Raw genomic sequence first — 21,304 nt, 5'->3', positions numbered from 1 at the left:
CTTCATCTGAGGAACATTTGCTATTGTGCGTGAACGATGTTATAATATCACTTGTGCCGCGAAAGGGAATACACCGGCAGGCTGAAACAGCCGATAATTGAACATCGCGGGGTGGAGCAGTCTGGTAGCTCGTCGGGCTCATAACCCGAAGGTCGCAGGTTCAAATCCTGCCCCCGCAACCAATGGGTCCGTGGTGTAGTGGTCTAACATGCCTGCCTGTCACGCAGGAGATCGGCGGTTCAAACCCGCTCGGACCCGCCATTTTTATTTTCAATTAATTTTTTTTACATAAATTCTCTCTACAATTTTTATGGCTCGATAGCTCAGCAGGTAGAGCAGAGGACTGAAAATCCTCGTGTCGGTGGTTCGACTCCGCCTCGAGCCATCGGAGGGCAGTGCGTTCATCACGATGAACCATTAAAATAACAGGGTTCCCGGAATTGTCCGGGGGCCCTGTTTGCATCGGTATCATTATGACAGAGCCTGAATGGATATGGTAAAATAACTAAGTATAAGACATTACCATGCATATCTGACCGGATGGGTCACTGTTGAATGAAACACAACCTCGATTTCATGTAAGCATCCGGAAGATCTGAAAGCAGTTATAGACGCGAGGGGATTAGAAAATGGCAAGTAAAATTTTAGTCGTTGATGATGAACAACCGATCGCAGATATATTGCAGTTTAACCTGGAAAAGGAAGGATACGACGTCGTCTGTGCCTATGACGGTCAGCAGGCGATCGATATGGTAGAACAGGAGAATCCGGATATGATCCTCCTGGATGTGATGCTGCCGGTTAAAGACGGTATGGAAGTCTGCCGCGAAGTGCGGAAGACACATAATATGCCGATCATTATGCTGACCGCCAAGGACTCGGAAATCGACAAAGTGCTCGGTCTGGAGATGGGTGCCGATGACTATGTCACCAAGCCCTTCAGCAACCGGGAACTGATTGCCAGAGTGAAAGCAAATTTGCGAAGGCACAAACAGGAGTCGGACGACAGCGACAAGCCGAAAGAGAATACGATTGAGATCGGGGATCTGGTCATCCATCTGGATGCCTACGTGGTGACAAAGCGGGGCAAACCCATCGATCTGACGCACCGGGAGTTTGAACTTCTGCACTATCTGGCGGATCATATCGGTCAGGTTATGACCCGGGAAAATCTTTTACAGACAGTCTGGGGCTATGACTATTTCGGTGATGTTCGGACAGTGGATGTCACCGTCCGGCGGCTCCGGGAAAAAATTGAGGACAACCCGAGCCGGCCGATCTGGATTATCACCCGCCGCGGTGTCGGCTATTACCTTAATGCTCCGGATCAAGGAAATCAGGAATGAATAAAGTCGGCTTTTTCCGGTCCATTCAATTTAAAGTTGTACTGGTCTATACTCTACTGATCCTGCTGGCCATGCAGCTGATCGGCGTGTATTTCACTGAGAATTTGAAAACCATGCAGCTGAACAACTTTGAAGAATCTCTGGTGAACCAGAGCAAGCTGATCGCTGTAAATATCAGTGAGGTACTCAAGGTATCACAGAACCAGGTCGCCGATCATTCAAACCGGCTTGCTGAACAGATTGGCAATCAGTTTACAGGAATCAGTGATATCCGGGAAGTAGAGGTCATTGATGAAAACCGGGTGATCGTTGCTGCGGATGACCGGAATGCGATCGGGAAGAGTACGACCAACGACCTGATTATTCAGGATCTGTCCTCCAGAAAAACGAACAGTTACCGGCGGACGGACGGCAGCAGCGGCGAACGCGTGGCGATTGTCACTGTGCCGATTATGATCGGCAGTCAGCATTATGGCGTACTCTATGTGGAAAAAAGTCTGGAAAGTGTCTACAGCCAGCTTCAGCTGATCAATAAAATTCTTGCTACGGCAACCATTTTTTCTCTGCTGATTACGGCGGTGCTCGGTTTTTTCCTTGCCAGAACGATCACCAAACCGCTGGTGCAGATGCAGCGCCAGGTACTTGCCGTCACTCAGGGTAATTTCAACCGAAAAGTGGACATGGTGGAGAAAGATGAGATCGGTCAGCTGGCCGCATCATTTAACAATATGACCGCGAAGCTTCGCGAGGCAACATCGACAACCGAATCGGAACGGCGCAAGCTTAAATCTGTACTGACGTATATGACCGACGGGGTTATTGCCACCGACCGAAAAGGAAACGTGATTCTGATGAACAACCGGGCGGAAGAACTGCTCGGTGTTTTCCGCAACGATGTGATCGGGAATTCGATTCTCGATCTGCTGAAGATCAGAAAAAAGTACCGCACGATGGATCTTTACAAATTGACTGATTCGATTGTTCTGGATTTCAGTAATGATACGGAGACCGTTCTCCTGCGTGCCAACTTTTCAGTTGTAAAAAGGGAGAGCGGGGTGGAAAGCGGACTGATCGCCGTCATCCATGATGTCACCGAGCAGGAACAGGTAGACATGGAGCGCAGGGAATTCGTGGCCAACGTCTCTCATGAACTGCGCACGCCTCTGACGACGATGAAGAGCTATCTGGAGGCCCTGCAGGACGGTGCGGTGGAAGATCCGAAACTGGCGGCTAAGTTTCTTGATGTGACTCAGAAAGAAACAGAACGCATGATTCGTCTGGTCAAAGATCTGCTCCAATTGTCCCGCCTTGACTCAAAGGATTATAAAATCAATCTTCAGCGCACGGACTATGTCGGCTTCTGCAGTCAGATAATTGATCGTTTTGAAATGACCAAGAGACAGAATATCCAGTTCGCCCGCAAATTACCCAAGGGCTCGTTTTTCGTTCAGATTGACCGGGACAAGCTGACACAGGTTATCGATAATATTCTGTCTAATGCAATGAAATATTCTCCTGAAGGCGGGCTGATTACTTTTCGGGTTGCCCGGAGGGGGCATAAGATCAGAACGACGATCAGCGATCAGGGCGTCGGCATTCCGAAAGAAAATCTGAAGAAAGTATTTGATCGTTTCTACCGTGTCGACAAGGCACGTTCGAGAAAACTTGGAGGCACAGGCCTTGGCCTGGCTATTGCCAAGGAAATGATCGAAGCTCAGGGCGGCGAGATTTGGGCGGACAGTGAGTGGAATCAGGGCACTTCGATTCACTTTATCCTGCCGCTTGACCGGGACGGTGAGCGCGTATGAACCGGGAATTTTTCAAATCATTGCTGCTTGGGGTTCTGGTTGTGGCCAGCATCGCAATGACCTGGAATATCTGGTTTTATAAAATGGACTATAAGAATTACAAAGGGCCGTCTAATTCGGCTAATTCTGTTGCGATTGCCGGATCTTATAAGATGAATGAGGTTATTCGTCCAACGCTTGTGATCGCACACGCGCAGAATGGGACAAGCGGCGAGACGGCATCCGCGCAAATCCGGGAGATGTATCAGGCTTTTCAGCGCGTCTCATTCACAAATATTGTCCCAAGCAGTAAAAAAAGCCTATCACGCAAGTCAGGTACGGTTTCCTATGAGATTGTTTTCCCGTCGCCGTTGATACAGGGCACGCTGAACAAATTGTTCCATTTTCACTCCGGAAATGGTCAGATTCCCCAGAGTGCGCAGATCGACCGGATCGAAATTTATCAGGCTGCAGGTACGGGAACACTGATGGCTTCATTTCGTTCAGGAGCAAACCAGGAACAGTTTTCGGCAAAAGTTTCCGGGACCAGCCTGAGCAGACTGTCCGCAAACTACTCGGAAGACCGTTCTTCACCGTATCGCCTGCAGCGGCTGAAAAATTATACGGCCTATTTACCGGCAGGCTACACCAAGATACGTTCGCAGCTGATGTATTTTCAGAAGACGCCGATCAATGCATTCATTCCGATTTTATTTACGGATCCGAAAAATGTTTTTCATGACCGGGGGAAAACCGCATTCAATGACGGGACAAGCCAGCTGGAAGCCACGAACAATATTATGCAGTATGTCAATACAGGGATTACCAATAATTCTTCCGGCCTGTCCGATCCGATCATTCATAGTTATGAGTTTATCGATAACTTCAAGGCATGGACCAATAATTTCATTTATGACGGCTATTCCGATGCATCCGATCAGCAGAAGACGGTGACCTTCAGAATGATGTTCGGGGATTATATGGTTTTTAATACCGAATATTATCCTAATCCGTTTCTTACGACCATGGAACTGACCTGGGAGAATCAGGATCTGACAAGCTTCAACCGGACCCTGCTCACGTTCAGCAGAATCGACGCAACGAATGCCGTTGTCCTGGACCCTGGAAATATGGTCCTGCAGAAACTGCGACAGGCTTCGGTGCCGGTCAACCAGATTGAGGATATGGTCATCGGCTATAAGGTCGCCAATCCTATGTCCGGAAACAACACTTCGTTGATGGCCTCTCCGGACTGGTTCTATAAGATTAACGGCAAATGGTATTCTGAAACTTCGGCACTGCTCTCCCGGCAGCCGAATTCGCAAAGGGAGAATCTGCAATGAACTGGAGTAAAACCAAGTCCATTTTCATTATCTGCTTTCTTCTTCTGGATGCTTTTCTGATTTTTGAAATATATATGCGCCAGCAGAGCGACGAGATGTCACGGCTGAATACGGGATCCGGGACACAGAACTCATTCCGGATGCAGACGTCGATTCCGGCAACACCTCAGAATGTGACATTTCTGAGCGGCAGCCGGATGGACTTTTCCCGGGAAAGAAAAAATATATCCAGTCTGATCAGTCCGGGAACCGGGACGGTCCGTCAGAAAATCAGTATTGACGGCAGCGGGAAGCAACTGATGAGTGTTTTCGACTCACCGATCAATGGGAAAATCACTGATCCGGTGGTCCAGAAGGGAATATTGACGCAGGTGTACAGAGGCCAGGCGTATAGTTACTGGAAGGGCGGATCCGGCGAATCAGATGCGAGCTTTACACAGGTTTATGATAATCGCCCGGTGTTCATCAGCAAGCACAGCAATATCCAGATGCTTACCTTCACATTAAGAAATCATAAAGTGGTCAGCTATCGTCAGAGTTATTTCAAATTCAAGCAATCGAACACCGTCGACATCATCAGTGCCGATAAAGCAATCAGTAATCTTGGTGAGAATACCAATCTGCTGGATGCTCAGCAACCGGTTATCAAGACGATTGAACTGGGTTACATCAATCTTATCGGAGATTCCAATACGGATTCACTGGTTTTCATACCGGCATGGCATATTGTCGTGCAAACCCGTCAAACGCAGAGAGAATACTTTGTCAATGCCATGTCGGGGAACGTTCAGACAATGAACTGACGGATCGCAGGAATGATGTCGGCAATCGGATCGGGGAAGGAAGAACAAATATGGCAGTACAGTACAGCGTGCTGGCAAGCGGGAGTACGGGCAATTCGTTATATATAGAGACACAGCAGCAGCATCTGCTGATCGACTGCGGTCTGAGCGGAAAGAAAATGATCGGCCTGCTCGGGCAGATCGGCCGTAAGCCGGAAGATATCGACGGGATACTGGTCACTCATGAACACAGCGATCATGTCAGAGGCCTCGGCGTTTTTGCCAGGCGTTTTCATACGCCGGTTTACGCCAATGATAAAACATGGAAAGCAATGGCTTCGATCACCGGCGGTATTCCGGATGAACAAAAATTTGAATTTCAGGCGAATACAATCAAAAAATTCGGGAATCTTGATATAGAGTCGTTTTCTGTATCCCATGATGCGGCAGATCCGATGTTTTATATTGTCCATGACGGTAACCGTAAATTAACGCTTCTGACGGATCTCGGTTATGTTTCCGAGCATATCAAGGGGTTGATCCGTGATTCAGATGCGTACATAATGGAAGCCAATCACGATACCGAGATGCTGATGATGGGGCCTTATCCGTGGAGCGTCAAGCGAAGAATCCTTGGGGACACGGGACATATCTCGAATGACGATTCCGGAGCCGCGCTGACCGAGGTACTGGGAAATCATACGAAGCGCATTTATCTGGCTCATCTGAGCCGGGACAATAATATGAAAGAACTTGCCCGGCTGAGTGTCGGCCAGAAGCTGGAGAGCATCGGTCTGAAAATGGGCCGGGATCTCACGCTGATGGACACAGATCCGCAGCGGGCCACGCATCTCGCCGCCATCTGAGCCGGAGAATGACCAAAAAGGATAAAGATAGGGAATTTTTTCTTTTGTATATAAATCGTCACATATTTATGATGCATACCGCTTCCGGTGTTACATTATGGGTAAAATGATTTTGCCGGCGGAGTGCACTGATCTGCCGCTGCCGGCAACGGAACACAGGGAGGAATAGGAATGGGCTATTATGACGACAATCATAATGAGGAGCTGCCGCAATCCGAGAAGAAGCCGGCTCACCGGGCAGGAAACCGGAGCGGGTGGTTCTTTGCCGGATTTATCGGGGCGATCGTCGGGATTGTCTGTTTTTTGATTTTTGCGCCGATCCTCTCCGATCTGGGGATATTACCCTATACGATTAATACGGGGAGTCAGGTGACCAAGGGCCTTGGCGCGGGTAAAAGTACCGCTACCCAGCAGGTCAATGTGAAAGTCAGCTCCAATGTCACTCAGGCTGTAGCCAAATTGTCTCCGGCTGTCGTGGCTGTCATCAATCTGCAGAAAGCGAATTTCTTTGATAATAAGTATACAGAGTCGGGCATTGGATCAGGCATTATTTATAAACGCGCAGGCCCTTACGCTTATGTGGTAACCAATGATCATGTTGTTTCCGGTGCCGGCCGGGTGGAGGTCCGTTTCTCAGGGAACCAGAAAGTGCAGGCCAAAGTGCTGGGCAAGGACGCATTATATGATCTGGCTGTTCTCAGGATTCCGTCGACTTATGTAACGACTGTTGCCGAGTTCGGAAATTCGGCAACCCTGCAGCGAGGTGAACCGGCAATTGCGATTGGGAATCCGCTTGGTTTTTCCGGATCGGTGACGGAGGGCATTATCAGTTCCACCAACCGGACGATACCGGTCGAAAGCAACAATGCATCCATTGAGGCTCAGGTGCTTCAGACGGATGCAGCGATCAACCCCGGGAACAGTGGCGGTGCGCTGGCGAATATTGCCGGCCAGGTCATCGGGATCAATTCATCGAAGATTACCTCAATCGGTTCCGGTTCGAATACCAGTGTTGAAGGCATTGGCTTTTCAATCCCGATAAATGTTGCCAAGCCGGTGATCAGCAAACTGGAACAGAACGGCAAGATCGAGCGTCCGATGCTGGGCATCAGTATCGTCGACCTGACCATGGTCCCGTCGGATGAAGCCAGTCAGCTGCAGATTCCGAAAAATGTGAAAACAGGTCTTGTTGTCACGGATGTCACCAGTGGGAGTCCGGCAAAGAAAAGCGGTCTTCAGGCAGGCGATGTGATCGTATCGATCAACGGTCACAAGATTTCAAGTTACCTCTCCTTCTCGACGTATATGTACACCAATCTGACTCCGGGTCAGGTTGTACCGATCCAATATTACCATAATGGAAAACTGCGGACGGCGAAACTGATTCTGGGCAGCAAGACATTCTCATAGAGATTAAAATATTCAGCGGCCGGCGGGGATTTTCCTGCCGGCCCTGTTTTTTTGTATGAATCGTTGTTAATATGTTGCGGCTGTGGATAAATTGTGTGCAGAGTGTCGATTTTATCCACAAGTTATCCACTTTCTATGTCATACTGTGGATAAAGGTAATTATTTTTTTACCTTCCCGGACGTGATGAAAAATTGATTTGAAACAGGAAAAGGACGCTCCGGCGCAGCGCAGTACTGCTTCATGTGATCTACGCAGGGTCTGATTGGATAAGCGGAAAAGAAAGAATTCCGAAAAAAGTGCGAAAACAGGCGGTCTATTGGGAAACAAGGGAGAAGTTATTCACAATCAGGAGAATCCAGGATTTTTTTAGCTGCAGATCTCGTGGCAAACGCCTGATTCCATACTGAATGTGGATAGAGGCTGTGGATATGTGCATAAGTTCTGTGCATAAGTTATGTATAGGGATGGGATAAGCTGTGAATATTGAAATTTTGACGGTGGGTAAACTAAAGGAAAAATATTTTAAGCAGGGAATTGCCGAATATTTGAAACGGCTCTCGCCCTATGCCAAGGTGTCAGTCATCGAGGTAGCCGATGAAAAAGCACCGGAGAATTTGTCCGTTGCAGAAATAGAACAGGTTAAGAATACGGAAGGCGAGCGTCTGCTGAAAAAGATACCGGAAAATGCCTATGTGATCGCGCTGACGATACCTGGAGAACAAATGGATTCGGAGGGTTTTGCGGGAAAAATCAGGGAACTGGCAACCTATGGACACAGTCATCTCGCATTTATCATCGGCGGCTCCAACGGGCTTAGCACCGAAGTACTACGTCGGGCGGATTTTCAGCTTTCTTTTTCCCGGTTTACCTTTCCTCACCAGTTGATGCGGCTGATCTTAGTGGAACAAATTTATCGCGCCTTTAAAATCATCCGCGGAGAACCTTATCATAAGTAAGCACATAGTTATTATTTTTTGAAGCGTCAAAGCGCAACTCAATGGCTTTGACGCTTTTTTTAGTTGGTGAATTTCCTTCATTGCCGGTTATTTTCTGAATCATGGTATGAAGTAAAGTGCAATATGAGGGCGGATTTTTAAAAAGGTGTTTCATACATAAAAGGGCTTTTGGTGCACCAAAAATGGGTCAAATACATATCGATAAATGAGTTGAACTCTTTAGTGAGGAGGAGATCTTCAATGTATGAAAATTTTTATCACGTTAATCCAACACCAATGTATAGACAAAGAATTACCATGCAACAAGCTCAAGAAATTGCCCTTCAACGTGTATCTGGGGAAATTCTACATGTAGATATGGATTTAGAAAATGGTGTGTTGGTTTATGAGGTTTTCATTCTAACACCACAAAACAGAATATACGAAGTGGAGATTCTTGCAAAATCAGGGAGAATCTTAAAAATAGAAGAAGAAAATGATTTTGATTAATGCCAACCCTTGTTGAATTCGAGTTCGACAGTAATAGATACACAAGATCCCGAAAAGAGCCGTGATGGTACCTCTTTTCGGGATCTTCGTCATTCTCTGCGCGTGGATGATTGATTGTGCCACAGCACTTCCCCGCTACAAATTTTAAATCACTGGATGCGTGATGTGATGAACCCTGCAGCAACTTTTATTGGGCAGCGTCAATAGCTCAATTTTTGAAAAATGTGGTTCGAAACATGTTTCCCAGAATATAATTCTTCAGATTACTTGTGAAAAGCATATTGGACGCTGCCAGAACACCGCGAAGTCTAAAATAAACCAAATGACAATACATTATTACTCCCTCATTTTTGGAAATGAAATAAAGTTGGAGGGGATTCCATGAAGAAGAACGTGGGTCTGAAAGAAATTTATCTGATTGTCAGGAAGCGGTTATGGCTGATTACTGCGATCATTCTGGTCGCCGGTGTCATCGCTGCAATTACCACACACTTTTTCATGGCACCAATGTATGATGCAACTGCCCGTATTCTTGTGAATCAAGGTAATGGCAAGACGCTTTACAATTCAAACGCGGTTCAGACAAATGTACAACTGGTCAACACCTACAGTGAACTCATCGAGGACCCATCCATCCTGAATAAGGTGATTCGAAATTTGCACCTGAATTTATCGGCAAAGGATTTGCAAGGCATGCTGACGGTCACGTCGAATCAGGATTCGCAGATTTTCTCGATTACAGCGGAGACCGGGCAGGCAGATTTGTCGGTACAGATTGTGAACAGAGTCGCAAATGTGTTCAAAGCGCAAGTGCGGACCATGATGAAAGTGGATAATGTCAGCCTTCTTTCTCCCGCCACTGTTTCTGAGAGTGGCGGGCAGGTATCGCCCAGTCTGAGTAAAAATATGACACTTGCAGTATTTCTCGGGCTGCTGCTCTCATTTGGTCTGGTCTTCTTACTTGAGTATCTGGACACCACGATCAAGACAGAAGAAGACATCGAACAGAAATTAGGTGTGCCAGTTATCGGTGTCGTCGCGCATCTAGAGAATCGTGACAGAAAGAGGAAAAAGACCGACGGGAAGTCTGATATGACCACAAGGGTGGGAAGGTCAAAAAGAGGGAGGCGGTTCTTTTGAAACGACTTAGAAAGGGAAGAACGGAGAGACGGTATCTTGTAACTTCTTTACAGGAGAACGATTCACTTTCCGAACAGTACCGGACATTGCGTACGAATATTTCCTTTGCTAAGGCGGGCGGGGGTCTGAAATTGATTGTTGTGACTTCTGCGGAAGCAGGGGAGGGAAAGTCAACAACCGCGTCGAACCTTGCTGCGGTCATGGCGCAGCAGGGCAAGCGGGTGCTGCTGATCGATGCCGACACACGCAAACCGTCGCAGCATAGTTTTTTTAGTATGGATAATCGGGAAGGGTTGACGAATGTCCTGACAGGGCAGGCAAGCTTCACAGATGTTGTCCGGGCGACAAGTCTGAATCAGTTGTTTCTTTTGACCAGTGGACCTGTACCTCCTAATCCTGCCGATTTGCTGAGTGCCGCGGAAATGGTGACTGTGATTGAGCAGGCAAAGGAACATTTTGATCGGGTGATTATCGATTCACCGCCGGTTTTAGCTGTATCAGATACCCTGCTGCTGGCTAATTTGTGTGACGGAATTCTCTTTGTCATACGGAGTGAATTGACTGAAACCGATAAAGCCAGAAAAGCCATCGATCTGCTTTCGTCAGTTAATGGAAAACTTCTTGGTGTTGTGTTGAATGACAAGAGAGTGAGCAGAAAAAGCCCGTATTACGCCTATAAGGATTATTGATGCGATGATTGCTTGCTGTCAGGACGTGTTTTCTACCAATCACAAAGACTAATCTTTTGTCTACAGGAGGCCGGCTCTATGGCTTTAGTAAAGCCGCCAGCAGATAAAATGTTCTCTTCCACAGTGAGGGTTCGAGAAAATGTGCGGCAACGAACACAGGATGAAGTTTATTTATTCACTAAAAGAGTGATGGACATATGTGGTGCACTGTTAGGCTTGCTCATTTTATCCCCGCTTTTTCTATTGATTTCGATTCTGATCAAATTGGATGATCCTGCCGGCTCAGTGTTTTTTAAGCAAATTCGTCTCGGAGAGAATGGGAGAATATTCACGATCTATAAATTCCGTTCTATGGTCCATCAAGCGGAAGATCTTCTGGGCGCGCTTATCGAAAAGAATGAGACCAGCGGCCCGATGTTCAAGATGAAAAATGACCCCCGAGTCACCAGATTCGGACGTTTTCTAAGGAAAACGAGTTTGGATGAGTTTCCCCAGCTTGTGAATGTCCTGAAGGGGGAGATGAGTTTAGTCGGTCCGCGTCCGCCGCTTCCGAGAGAAGTGGCGGACTACACTGACTATGACCGGCAAAGATTACTCGTCAGGCCCGGTTGTACGGGTCTTTGGCAGGTCGAAGGGAGAAGCAGCGTCGGATTTGCGTCGATGGTCAAATTAGATATCGAGTATATCAACAGGCGAGGAATCCTCCTTGATCTAAAGATCATTCTAAAAACGATTCTTATCATATTCCACGCCAGAAATGCTTACTAATGGACTGATCTTGTTTGTCAGATCGTGTTGCTCCGATCTTAAAAACCCTGGTGGTCAGCGGTAAATACAAATAGGGCTTCATGAGGGTGAGTGCGATTGGCCATGAAAATTCTACATGTCTGCGAATATGTCCGAGGCGGGATCACAACATACCTTAACGAGATTCTTAATTACCAGGCGACAGCGGGGCAGATAAGCAGTGTTCATGTATTAATGAGCGACGATAACTCTGACAAACTGTCCATCCCGGGCGTTTCGATTAACTACTATCATTATGAAAGAAAATTAGTGAAATTTATCCCGGCCATCATTCAGATTCATCGGGCGATCAAAAAGATTCGTCCGGACATCATACACGTCCATAGCTCTTTTGCCGGTTTATTTGTACGGCTGTGTTTCTTTTTCAAAAGGAAGCGCCCCAAGGTTGTTTATTGTGCTCACGGCTGGTCCTTTTTAATGGAAGTTTCCCGGATGAAAAAGAAGATGTACGGAATTTTGGAGCGGGTAATGGCAAGAAAAACGGATCGAATCATCAATATTTCCGAGCATGAATTTATCGGATCACAGAAATATAGAATTCCTGAAGAAAAGTCATTAGTGATTCCAAACGGTATTGAAGCGCAGCCGCATATAAATAAAGACATCAAATTGAGACTTGATCCGGTAAAACTGAATTTACTGTTTGTTGGCCGGTTTGACAGGCAAAAGGGAATCGACATCCTGCTGGAATTCTTTAAAAGTGATCCGCCGGCGCATGTCCGCTTGTATCTGATCGGAGGAAGTGTTCTTGATCCGATTTCAATGAAAATACCGGAACAGATCACTTCCCTCGGCTGGATTGATCATGATCAGATAGACAGCTACTATGAAAAATTCGATGCGGTGATCATTCCCTCAAGATGGGAGGGCTTCGGATTGGTTGCGATTGAAGCGATGAAGAATAAAAAGGCGGTGATCGCCAGTAACCGGGGAGACCTTCCCGATTTAGTAAAAGACGGGGTCAATGGTTATTTGTTTGACCTTAACCATTTAGAGCGATTAACGCAGATTCTGACAACGGTCAGGAAACAGGAACTTGAGGTCATGGGCAAACGAGGATTTGCCATCTTTCAAGAAAAGTATACCGGAGAAAAGTTAAATCAAAGACTCATCGAGGTTTATCGACAATTGCATGAAAGCAATAATCAGCCGGCAGTCCGGTAAACAGAAACACGATGAGGTCAGGTGATGTCGTTTTTGATGGGAAGAAAATGCGGAGGAAAGCTATGTCTGTTTATTTTTTTGAATTCATGACTTTTGCATTTCCCAAAGCGGGGGCGCAAATTGGTGTTCCGCTAACGATCGCGATGTTTTTATTCTTGTTTGCCCTGTTAAAATGTCACGATCAGGTGATTCCCGGATTCATGCAAATAAAGGGGCTGGCTTTCTCTTATCTGCTCTTTGTTTCAGCCGTTCTGGTCTCACTGCTCTTTAATCTGGGAAATTTTCCGGTATTTCAGTTAGCCACAGTCATGGTGGTGATTGCTTCTCCGCTTGCCCTGGGAATCGGAAGATCGATTAACCCGCAAGTAGCCCTGAAGCTTCTCGCTGTTTCCTTAGTCATTGTCGGAGGCTATGCACTCATTCAGAGAATTGCCGGCATTGTCCATACTGCCGTTCCGGGTGTGACCTACACCCTTGGCCAGAACCTGGCTGATAAGCCGATTGGTTACGGCATGGCCGCTTCAGGCGAGGCGCAAAAAATGCCTTCAACGTACCAGAACGGCAATGGGGCCGGCCTGTTCTACGCAATGAGTATCCCCATTCTACTCTCATGGCTTCCTTTATCTATAAAACAAAAGGTATTAAAAGTTGTTTCTATTTTTATCGGCTGTGTCGGGCTTATCCTCTCAGGGTCCAGATCGATTATGATACCCTTTGTTTTCTCCCTGATTTTTCTTCTTGTGTTCGTAAAAAACAGATTAGGCTACCGACATCAAATGCTGTTTTTTTCAAGTCTAATGTTCTTCACTGCTATCGGGGTCGTATATGTGCTGCGGACAGATAATCAGTTTCTCCAGCAGCTTTATCTGCGGTATATTGATCAGACGCTGTCGGATCCGACGGCTGCCGGCCGTACGTCCCAATTTGTCAGTGCATTTGCCCAGGTGAATGCGTTGAACGGGTTCGATTTTCTGAGATTTCTCTGCGTTGGATTGCCATGGGATCAAATAGATTCACTGGAAGGAATCGTATCGACACTTTTCAATTATGGACTTTTCGGATTATTAGGCTTTCTTTCTGCGCTGGCTGCCGCGATTTACGGAATCTATGAACGTAATAAATTGGCATCGATTGGTTTTATCTGCGTTTTCGTTGCTTTTATAGTCGACGGTTCATTCAATTTTCCGCCGACATTGATGAATTTTTTCTTTCTGGCGGGACTGCTGACGCATCAGGGGGTCCAAAAGCGGCCCGAAGCAACAAGAGCACGCGATCAGACAGATATTACCTCACTGAAAGGTGGATGAACGGATGGAAGTCGCAATGGTAACATCCGGATATCAGCCGGTTCCTGCAGCCATGGGAGGCGGGGTAGAAACATTGATTGATCATCTTATTCTCAAAAATGAAGAATATGGTGCGATCAACTTGACCGTATTCAGTACTTATCATGAACGAGCGATCAATATGGCCGATACGATCCAAAGAACAAATTTTATTTTTATAAAACCGCCGGCACTCGTCAGAATCTGCGACCGCGTCCTTTACTTCATGGCAAACAGGATTTTTAAAAAAGAAAGAAAGATGTCCTACCGGTATATCATTCAGCGGCTTCATTACATTGCGAAGGTCAGCAAATACTTGCAGAAAAACAATTACGATAAAGTGATCCTTGAAAATCATGCCACCCTGTTTATGACGTTAAAAAAGCACCGGAATGCTCAGAAATATGCCGGAAAATATTATTATCACCTCCATAACAAGGTGGCTGACGATTATGGTTTCAGACAGATTATGCTTGGCTGCCGGAAAGTGCTCGGCGTAAGCCGATATATCAATCAGACATTATCAGGCTTTCTCGGCAGTATCCCTGCAGATAAATTTGATATCCTCCGGAACTGTGTGGATACCCTGAAGTTTGGCAACGCGAAGAGCAAAAAGGATGCGGTTGCCCTGCGCAGAAATTATGATATTGGGCCTGACGATCGCGTTATTCTCTTTACCGGAAGGCTGAACAAAGAAAAAGGGATTAAAGAGCTCCTGCTTGCTTTTAAGAAAGTTCGTTATCCGGGAATAAAACTGGTCATTGCAGGCGGTTATTTTTACGCCAGCGGGATGATCAGTGATTATGAAAAGGAGCTGCAAAAGATTGCTGCACCGATGAAAGACAACATTGTTTTTACAGGATTTATTGATTATCGTGACATGCCGGCGTTGTACCAAATGGCGGAAGTTGCCGTTATTCCGTCTCTATGGGATGACCCGGCCCCATTGACAGTGATTGAATCGATGGCGTCAGGACTGCCCCTGATTTCCACTGTTTCCGGAGGCATACCGGAATATGCCGGCACAGACGCTGCTATTCTTCTAAACCGGGATGATCAGTTTGTAGACCGGCTTGCGGATGCATTAAACCGAGTTCTGCTTAATGATGTGCTGCGCCGGCAAATGGCGGAAGCCGGCCGTAAAACTGCTGAACGGATGAATACAGACCGGTATTACTTAGATTTCATTGCGAAAATCTTAGATTAACATTGGGGGATCCTGAATGAAGGTAGCCATCGTGACAGCCGGTACATTGCCCGTACCGGCAGTAAGAGGCGGAGCAGTCGAAACCCTGGTAGAGAATCTGGCGAAAGAAAATGAAAAATATCGCCGGCTTGAACTGGTTATTATCAGCGTCTTTGACCATGAAGCGGAGAAACAGGCGCATAATTACCCCCACACCCGTTTTATCTTTCTTCGTCCCGGTTTGTTTCTGGAAGCTCTTGATAAAGGTGCTTATTTTATTGCGAATAAATTACTGAAAAAGAGCCGGGCTGCCTCTTACCGGAATATTTTCAGACGCTTTTATATGTTACATCGAACAGCCCGGATCCTGGCCAGAGGGACGTTTGATCGGGTGGTCCTGGAGAATAGTGCGACGTTATTCCAGACATTAAAAAAGGGAAAAAACGATAAAAAATATGAGGGAAACTATTACTATCACATTCATAATGTTGTAACCGGAAGTTACGGTTGCGCGCACATCATCAGCGGATGTAAAACGCTGGCAGTCAGTAACTATATCAATCACACACTTCCGGATTTCATGCAAACAATACCGAAGCAAAATCGTCGCGTGGTCTATAACGGAATTGATACAGAGCGATTTAACCGTGCCATCAGTAAAAAAGACCGTGAACAGCGGCGTCATAAATTCGGCCTTGAAGCAACAGACATTGTCCTCATTTTTGTAGGCAGGCTGACTCCGGAAAAAGGGATAAAAGAGCTGTTGCAGGCGTATCGGAAAATCGATGCACCGAACGTAAAGTTGCTGATTGTGGGCAGCCATTTTTTTGACAGTGATCTCTGGAGCCCGTTTGAAGAAGAGATCAGACAAATGTGTGAAAATATGAAAAATAGGGTAATCGTCACAGGATTTATTCCTTATAAAGAGATGCCTTTCATTTATTCAATAGCCGACATTGCCGTGCTGCCTTCAATTTGGGAGGAACCGGCCGGACTGACCATGATCGAAGCCATGGCGTCCGGGCTGCCGCTGATCACAACTTTATCCGGCGGGATTCCTGAATATGTACAAGGGGATGGCGCAGTTCTCTTGCCCCGGGATGAGCATATCATTAATAACATTGCCGGAGCGTTGAGAGAATTGGTCATGAATCACGACTTGCGACTCATGATGGCGAAGAACAGTCCGTTAATCTCACAAAGGATGGATCTTGACCGTTATTATTTGAACTTTATCAATGCGATCTCTGACTGAGAGGCGGGGAGGCCGAAAGAATCTCATGCTGAACTAGTGGAGGAGGAGTTTGCAATGGAGCCGCTCATTAGCGTGATTGTTCCGGTGTATAAGACGGAACAATATCTTGATCAATGTATTGAAAGTCTTGTCATGCAAACGTACCGGAACCTGGAAATTCTTCTGGTGGATGACGGATCTCCGGATCGCTGCCCGGAGATCTGTGACTCCTGGGCAGAACGCGATCCGCGCATTCGTGTGATCCATAAAGTAAACGCCGGAGCTTCATCCGCCCGGAATACTGGCCTGGATCTTGCAAAGGGCGATTATCTGGCTTTCGTGGATTGTGATGATTGGATTCATTGCGATACTTATGAATGGCTCATAAACAATCTTAAGAAAGAACATGCAGATCTGGCCATCTGCAGCGAATTCCAGGTCTTTGGGAAGAGTATCCGGCGTCCTGAAAAAAAAGAAAATGTTTATTTGGTCATGAACAGCGAGGAAGCTTTTAAACGAATTAACAGCATCGGCTATTTCGGGGTGGGTGTATGGGACAAACTCTATGCGAGGCATTTGTTTGACCATCTGCGCTTTCCTGAAGGGCGCATCTGTGAAGACTATCTGCTCACTTATACGGTATTGGATCGTGCGCGCACAATTGTTTATGACTCCACACCGAAATACTATTATCGGCAGCGTGCGGGGAGTCTGACCCATGGTAAGGAAATCGACCTCTGGTCTGTCCAGTCCACTGAGAAAATGTTGGCCCTTGTCAGGGAAAAATATCCGTTGATTGAAATTTATGCTGTCTTCGGTTATGTGATCTCCCGTCTTGGCGTCTACGACTTGCTGCTCCGCACGGGTGCACGCGACCCAAAATGGAGGGCTTTTAAGAAAGAGACCAGTAAGATTATCCGTAAGTATTATTCGGAACTTGCATCGGTCATGGAAATACCTTTTTCAAGGCGTTTGCAATTGCTTCTCGTCGGATGGTGTTCACGCATTTATGCGCCGATATTCAGACTCTTTTACCGGTGGAAACACCGGGGCATTCACTAATTCTTATTTGTAAATCGATCAGGAATTGCCCGGTACTTGTACAGGAAAGAAGCAGACGGAGGCGGTTGATGGATGGAACGCGTCTTGGTTTACGGCCTGGGAACGTCGGTGGGCGGGATGGAAGAATACGTGATGAACTTATTCCGTACGATCGATAAGTCGAAGTATGTTTTTGATATTATTCCGCATGGCGGGAAATTCTTCTATGCCGAACGCGAAGTGAACGAACTGGGTGGAAAGGTGTATAAAATTTCTGCTCAAGCAAAGCATCCGCTCCAGTCAATGAAGGAATTAAATCAGTGCCTCAAAGCATTGCGCCTCAGTCACACGATCCTCTACTTTCAGTCGTGCGGCTTTTATAATATTGTGCCGTTTTTATTAGCGAGGAAATACCACTATACGATCATCACGCATGGTCATAATACACGGGACGACAGGCGACATGCAGCTGTTCAGCTGCTGCATCTAATCCATCGGATCTATGTGCGGCGGATTTCTAAATATTGTTTTGCCTGTTCCAGGGCTGCCGGTGCGTGGATTTTCGGTAAACGTTCTGTTCGTCAAAACAAGGTGCACATCATCAATAATGCGATTGATTGCGAGAAATTCCGGTTCAGGGAGGACGTGCGGCAAGCGGTTCGTAAGCAATTGAACATAGACAGCGACACGGTGATCGGTCATGTCGGGCGATTTGTGGATCAGAAGAACCATGACTTCCTGATTGACCTGTTTTCTGCGATCCACCAGCGGAATGAGCAGACAAAACTGCTCATGATCGGCGAGGGTGAATTAAGACCGGTCGTTGAGAAAAAGGTCAATGCCTTAGGTTTAGATCAAGCTGTGCTGTTTCTCGGGAAGCGCAAAGATATCCCTGAACTTATGTGGATAATGGATGCCTTTGTGCTCCCGTCTCGTTTTGAAGGGTTGCCGGTTTCCGCTGTTGAAGCACAGGCTGCCGGGTTGCCCTTAGTGCTTTCCGACACGATCAGCAGGGAAACAAAGCTTACCGATCGGGTGCAGTTTTGTTCATTGGAAAAACCGGTCTCGTACTGGGCAGAAAGAGTTCTATCGGATACCGCAGAACATAAGGATACGACAGAGGAACTAAAGACAAGTGGTTTTGATCTTAAACGTCAGACATGCCGGTTTGTGGAATTATTAGAGCGGCTGACTTGAGGTGCGGCCATCGACCTGTCTGAATACCACTCTCTTTCTTGGTGAGCCACACGATATGCGGGCAGCTTTACTAAATTCAGTGAGGGTGAGTGGCTGAAATGAGTCTTAAAAAAAATTATTTGTATAACCTGGTCTACCAGGTTTTAGTCATGATCCTGCCGCTCATCACGGTTCCTTATGTTTCACGTGTGCTCCTCCCTCAGGGGGTCGGGACTTATGCGTATACTGCCTCGATCGTTTCCTATTTTTCTTTTCTGGGCATTCTCGGCATTGATACTTATGGGAATAAGCTGATTGCCATGTCCAGGGATGATAAACGAAAGATGAGTCAGAATTTTATCAGCCTGTATTTTCTGCAGCTCATGCTTACGACTGCTTCGTTGATCGTCTACTTAATCACCGCCATTTTCTTCATTCAGCAGGACCGGTCCATTGCCTTGATCCAGACGATCAGTCTGCTCGGCACCGTCATCGACTGTTCCTGGTTTTTCTTCGGCATCGAACTGTTTAAAAAGATTGTCACCCGGAATATTATCATTAAGCTCCTCTCTTTAGCCGCTATATTTATTTTGGTGAAACAACCATCGGATTTGCCTGTTTATACGGCGATTATGTGTCTTTCTATTTTCCTGAGCGCACTGATTATGTGGTTTTACTTAAAAGGGCGGATCATGATCGTCAGGGTTTTGCTTCGTCAGATTATGAGCCATTTTAAACCATCGATTGTTTATTTCATCCCGGGTATTGCGCTTGAGGTTTACTTCGTATTGAATAAAACGATGATCGGCGTTGTAGCCAATAATAGCGAAGTAGGGATCTTTGATTATGCCGATAAAATCCGGATGATGGCTTTATCCGTGGTGACGTCGCTTGGAACCGTCATGCTTCCGAGAATGGCGCACACATTCGCCGTCGGGCAGATTGAAAAAGCCAGGGATTATTTGCTTAAATCACTTGATTTCTCCACACTTTTAGCCATCCCGCTGATGTTCGGCGTTGCGGGCATTGCCGAGGAGTTCATTCCCTGGTATATGGGCGATCATTTTCTAAAAAGCATTGTTGTCCTGATTATTCTTGCACCGACGATCGTCATCATGGCCTGGAGCGGCGTGTTCGGTACTCAGTATCTGCTTCCGCTTGGCAAGATGAAGGCCTATACAGCTTCTGTCTACGCCGGGGCAATGGTTAACTTCGGGGTTAACCTGATGCTCATCAAGCCGTTCGGATCAATCGGGGCAAGTTTCGGGACACTGGCTGCAGAGGTCGCAGTGACACTGGTGCAGCTTTATTTTGTCCGGAAACTTATTCCATTCAGACGTATTGTTCCAAAAACGATTTATTATTTTATGGCCGGACTAGTGATGTTTCTGCTGATTCGAATGACGGGAAGTGTCATGGGGGCATCAATCCTGACGACCGGGGTTCAAGTAGCCCTTGGCTGCATCGTCTACTTTGCAATTATTGTAGCGATTGAATCGGTGAAACGTGACGGCATGGTTTATCACGAATTCAGGAGCGTGTTACAGAGAAAAAGAAACAGATGACAAAGATGATGGGAGGTTCTGATCGGAAAAATGAGGGCATTGAGATGCCCGGTCCGATCAAAATCCTGCCCTGATTTTTTCGATTTCATCAAGGATTTTTGATGATTGATCAGTGAACTTTCGTGCAAAACAATAAATGGACAACTTGTGATTGGCATAAATAAATTCGTTTTTGAAAAGGCGAAGATGCATGGTTTGAATGGACGAGGGGTAGGGGGGGCCGGATTCCCAATCGGCATAGGTCAGCGTGTTCCGGACCGTCTGTGCAAACGGGGAGTTCATAATGATCGTCTGAAAGAACATTTCATCCGGGACGAATGTATGCTTGAAGAATGCGACCCAGGCTGCATTTGCAGTCAGAAAGGTTAGCAGATAATCAACGAATGCATCATTGAATGCCCACCATTGACTGCCGGCAAATGGCCGGTAATCCTGATGTTCCTGAGGATAGGCCCTTCTGAACCCGGAAAGACGGACAATTCGGTTAACCGCCCTCACCGGTAATGATTGCAGCGTTGCGTCCCGATCGCATTCGAGGCGATAACAAAACAAGCGGTCAAAAGTCTTATTCAGTGTAGGCATCGGTTCGGCTTCGATAAAATTAATCGTTTGATTTTTCTCGAAGAGTTCTTCAATATAAGCATTGCTTTTGATTGGGTAGTCTGCACCGCTTAAGAGTACATACCGATCAAAGTGTTCAAAATGGAAGGCAGTTTTTAACAACTCAATGGTTGCCTCCACCATGCTGAATCCGCCCCAGGTAATGGCGTAGTGCTTAGGGATCACCTGGATATGATAAAATTCATCAAAGGAGACCAGGGGGGATTTACGGTCAATATGAATAAAAAAGTAAGTATATTCGGTTTGAATCGCCCGGATTAACCGTTTTAAATGGTCAAAATTATTGTGAGCAATCACTAGGTAGGCAATCTTCATTTTTGAACACGCCGCTTTCTTTTAATCTTCTAAGCTGTGTGAAAAATGTTGATCTGTACTC

At 46.4% G+C, this 21,304-nt stretch carries 19 protein-coding genes and 3 tRNA genes; 21 read left to right on the top strand and 1 reads right to left on the bottom strand.

All coding sequences use genetic code 11. From position 1 onward, the window contains the following. Positions 1-105: 105 nt before the first annotated feature. The 21 genes from D889_RS0108925 (at position 106) to D889_RS0108820 (ending at position 20,307) form a co-directional block, all read left to right on the top strand. Positions 106-182, top strand: a tRNA-Met gene (locus tag D889_RS0108925). Between the two features lie 2 nt (positions 183-184). Further along, positions 185-261, top strand: a tRNA-Asp gene (locus D889_RS0108920). 51 nt (positions 262-312) lie between these two features. Beyond that, positions 313-385 (top strand) — tRNA-Phe (locus D889_RS0108915). A gap of 244 nt (positions 386-629) precedes the next feature. Then, positions 630-1,346 (top strand): response regulator YycF, encoded by a 717-nt coding sequence (gene yycF / locus D889_RS0108910; protein ID WP_010630819.1) that lies wholly within the window; start codon positions 630-632, stop codon positions 1,344-1,346. Further along, the gene (gene walK / locus D889_RS0108905) at positions 1,343-3,154 is read left to right on the top strand and encodes a cell wall metabolism sensor histidine kinase WalK (protein ID WP_010630818.1); all 1,812 of its coding nucleotides are present in this window, start codon (positions 1,343-1,345) and stop codon (positions 3,152-3,154) included. Before yycF ends, walK begins: the two co-directional genes overlap by 4 nt. After that, entirely contained in the window at positions 3,151-4,476 is a 1,326-nt protein-coding gene (locus D889_RS0108900) for a YycH family regulatory protein (protein ID WP_010630817.1), read from the top strand. Before walK ends, D889_RS0108900 begins: the two co-directional genes overlap by 4 nt. Beyond that, positions 4,473-5,279, top strand: coding sequence for a two-component system regulatory protein YycI (locus tag D889_RS0108895; RefSeq protein ID WP_010630816.1), 807 nt, complete (start codon positions 4,473-4,475; stop codon positions 5,277-5,279). Before D889_RS0108900 ends, D889_RS0108895 begins: the two co-directional genes overlap by 4 nt. A 50-nt stretch (positions 5,280-5,329) precedes the next feature. Then, the gene (locus D889_RS0108890) at positions 5,330-6,124 is read left to right on the top strand and encodes an MBL fold metallo-hydrolase (protein WP_010630815.1); all 795 of its coding nucleotides are present in this window, start codon (positions 5,330-5,332) and stop codon (positions 6,122-6,124) included. 171 nt (positions 6,125-6,295) lie between these two features. Next, positions 6,296-7,534: a S1C family serine protease gene (locus tag D889_RS0108885; protein ID WP_010630814.1), complete on the top strand. Its 1,239-nt coding sequence runs from the start codon at positions 6,296-6,298 to the stop codon at positions 7,532-7,534. Positions 7,535-8,011: 477 nt separating this feature from the next. Continuing rightward, complete coding sequence (gene rlmH, locus D889_RS0108880) at positions 8,012-8,491, top strand: 23S rRNA (pseudouridine(1915)-N(3))-methyltransferase RlmH (protein WP_010630813.1); 480 nt, start codon at positions 8,012-8,014, stop codon at positions 8,489-8,491. Positions 8,492-8,731: 240 nt separating this feature from the next. Next, positions 8,732-8,980, top strand: coding sequence for a PepSY domain-containing protein (locus D889_RS0108875; RefSeq protein WP_010630812.1), 249 nt, complete (start codon positions 8,732-8,734; stop codon positions 8,978-8,980). A 381-nt stretch (positions 8,981-9,361) separates the two neighbouring features. Further along, entirely contained in the window at positions 9,362-10,120 is a 759-nt protein-coding gene (locus tag D889_RS0108865; protein ID WP_010630811.1) for a YveK family protein, read from the top strand. Further along, positions 10,117-10,809 carry a CpsD/CapB family tyrosine-protein kinase gene (locus D889_RS0108860; RefSeq protein WP_010630810.1) on the top strand — a complete coding sequence of 231 codons (693 nt, stop codon included), beginning with the start codon at positions 10,117-10,119 and terminating at the stop codon, positions 10,807-10,809. The genes D889_RS0108865 and D889_RS0108860 overlap by 4 nt, the downstream gene beginning before the upstream one ends. A 78-nt stretch (positions 10,810-10,887) precedes the next feature. Continuing rightward, a complete protein-coding gene (locus tag D889_RS0108855) occupies positions 10,888-11,577 on the top strand; it encodes a sugar transferase (RefSeq protein WP_010630809.1) in 690 nt (229 codons plus the stop codon). A 102-nt stretch (positions 11,578-11,679) separates the two neighbouring features. After that, positions 11,680-12,780: a glycosyltransferase gene (locus D889_RS0108850; protein WP_238537543.1), complete on the top strand. Its 1,101-nt coding sequence runs from the start codon at positions 11,680-11,682 to the stop codon at positions 12,778-12,780. Between the two features lie 62 nt (positions 12,781-12,842). Next, positions 12,843-14,087, top strand: a complete 1,245-nt coding sequence (locus tag D889_RS0108845) for an O-antigen ligase family protein (protein ID WP_010630807.1) — start codon at positions 12,843-12,845, stop codon at positions 14,085-14,087. 4 nt (positions 14,088-14,091) lie between these two features. Beyond that, positions 14,092-15,312 carry a glycosyltransferase family 4 protein gene (locus tag D889_RS0108840; protein WP_010630806.1) on the top strand — a complete coding sequence of 407 codons (1,221 nt, stop codon included), beginning with the start codon at positions 14,092-14,094 and terminating at the stop codon, positions 15,310-15,312. Between the two features lie 16 nt (positions 15,313-15,328). Further along, entirely contained in the window at positions 15,329-16,546 is a 1,218-nt protein-coding gene (locus tag D889_RS0108835) for a glycosyltransferase family 4 protein (RefSeq protein WP_010630805.1), read from the top strand. 54 nt (positions 16,547-16,600) lie between these two features. Continuing rightward, a complete protein-coding gene (locus tag D889_RS0108830) occupies positions 16,601-17,587 on the top strand; it encodes a glycosyltransferase family 2 protein (RefSeq protein WP_010630804.1) in 987 nt (328 codons plus the stop codon). 72 nt (positions 17,588-17,659) lie between these two features. Next, entirely contained in the window at positions 17,660-18,763 is a 1,104-nt protein-coding gene (locus tag D889_RS0108825; protein WP_010630803.1) for a glycosyltransferase, read from the top strand. A 98-nt stretch (positions 18,764-18,861) separates the two neighbouring features. Further along, complete coding sequence (locus tag D889_RS0108820) at positions 18,862-20,307, top strand: flippase (protein WP_010630802.1); 1,446 nt, start codon at positions 18,862-18,864, stop codon at positions 20,305-20,307. A 57-nt stretch (positions 20,308-20,364) separates the two neighbouring features. Here the strand turns inward: D889_RS0108820 and D889_RS0108815 are convergent, their stop codons facing one another. Then, positions 20,365-21,243: a beta-1,6-N-acetylglucosaminyltransferase gene (locus D889_RS0108815; RefSeq protein ID WP_010630801.1), complete on the bottom strand. Its 879-nt coding sequence runs from the start codon at positions 21,241-21,243 to the stop codon at positions 20,365-20,367. Positions 21,244-21,304 lie beyond the last annotated feature (61 nt).

It is taken from the genome of Sporolactobacillus vineae DSM 21990 = SL153 (assembly GCF_000377985.1).
Taxonomy (GTDB): domain Bacteria; phylum Bacillota; class Bacilli; order Bacillales; family Sporolactobacillaceae; genus Sporolactobacillus; species Sporolactobacillus vineae.
This window is presented reverse-complemented; position numbering and strand designations above follow the sequence as displayed.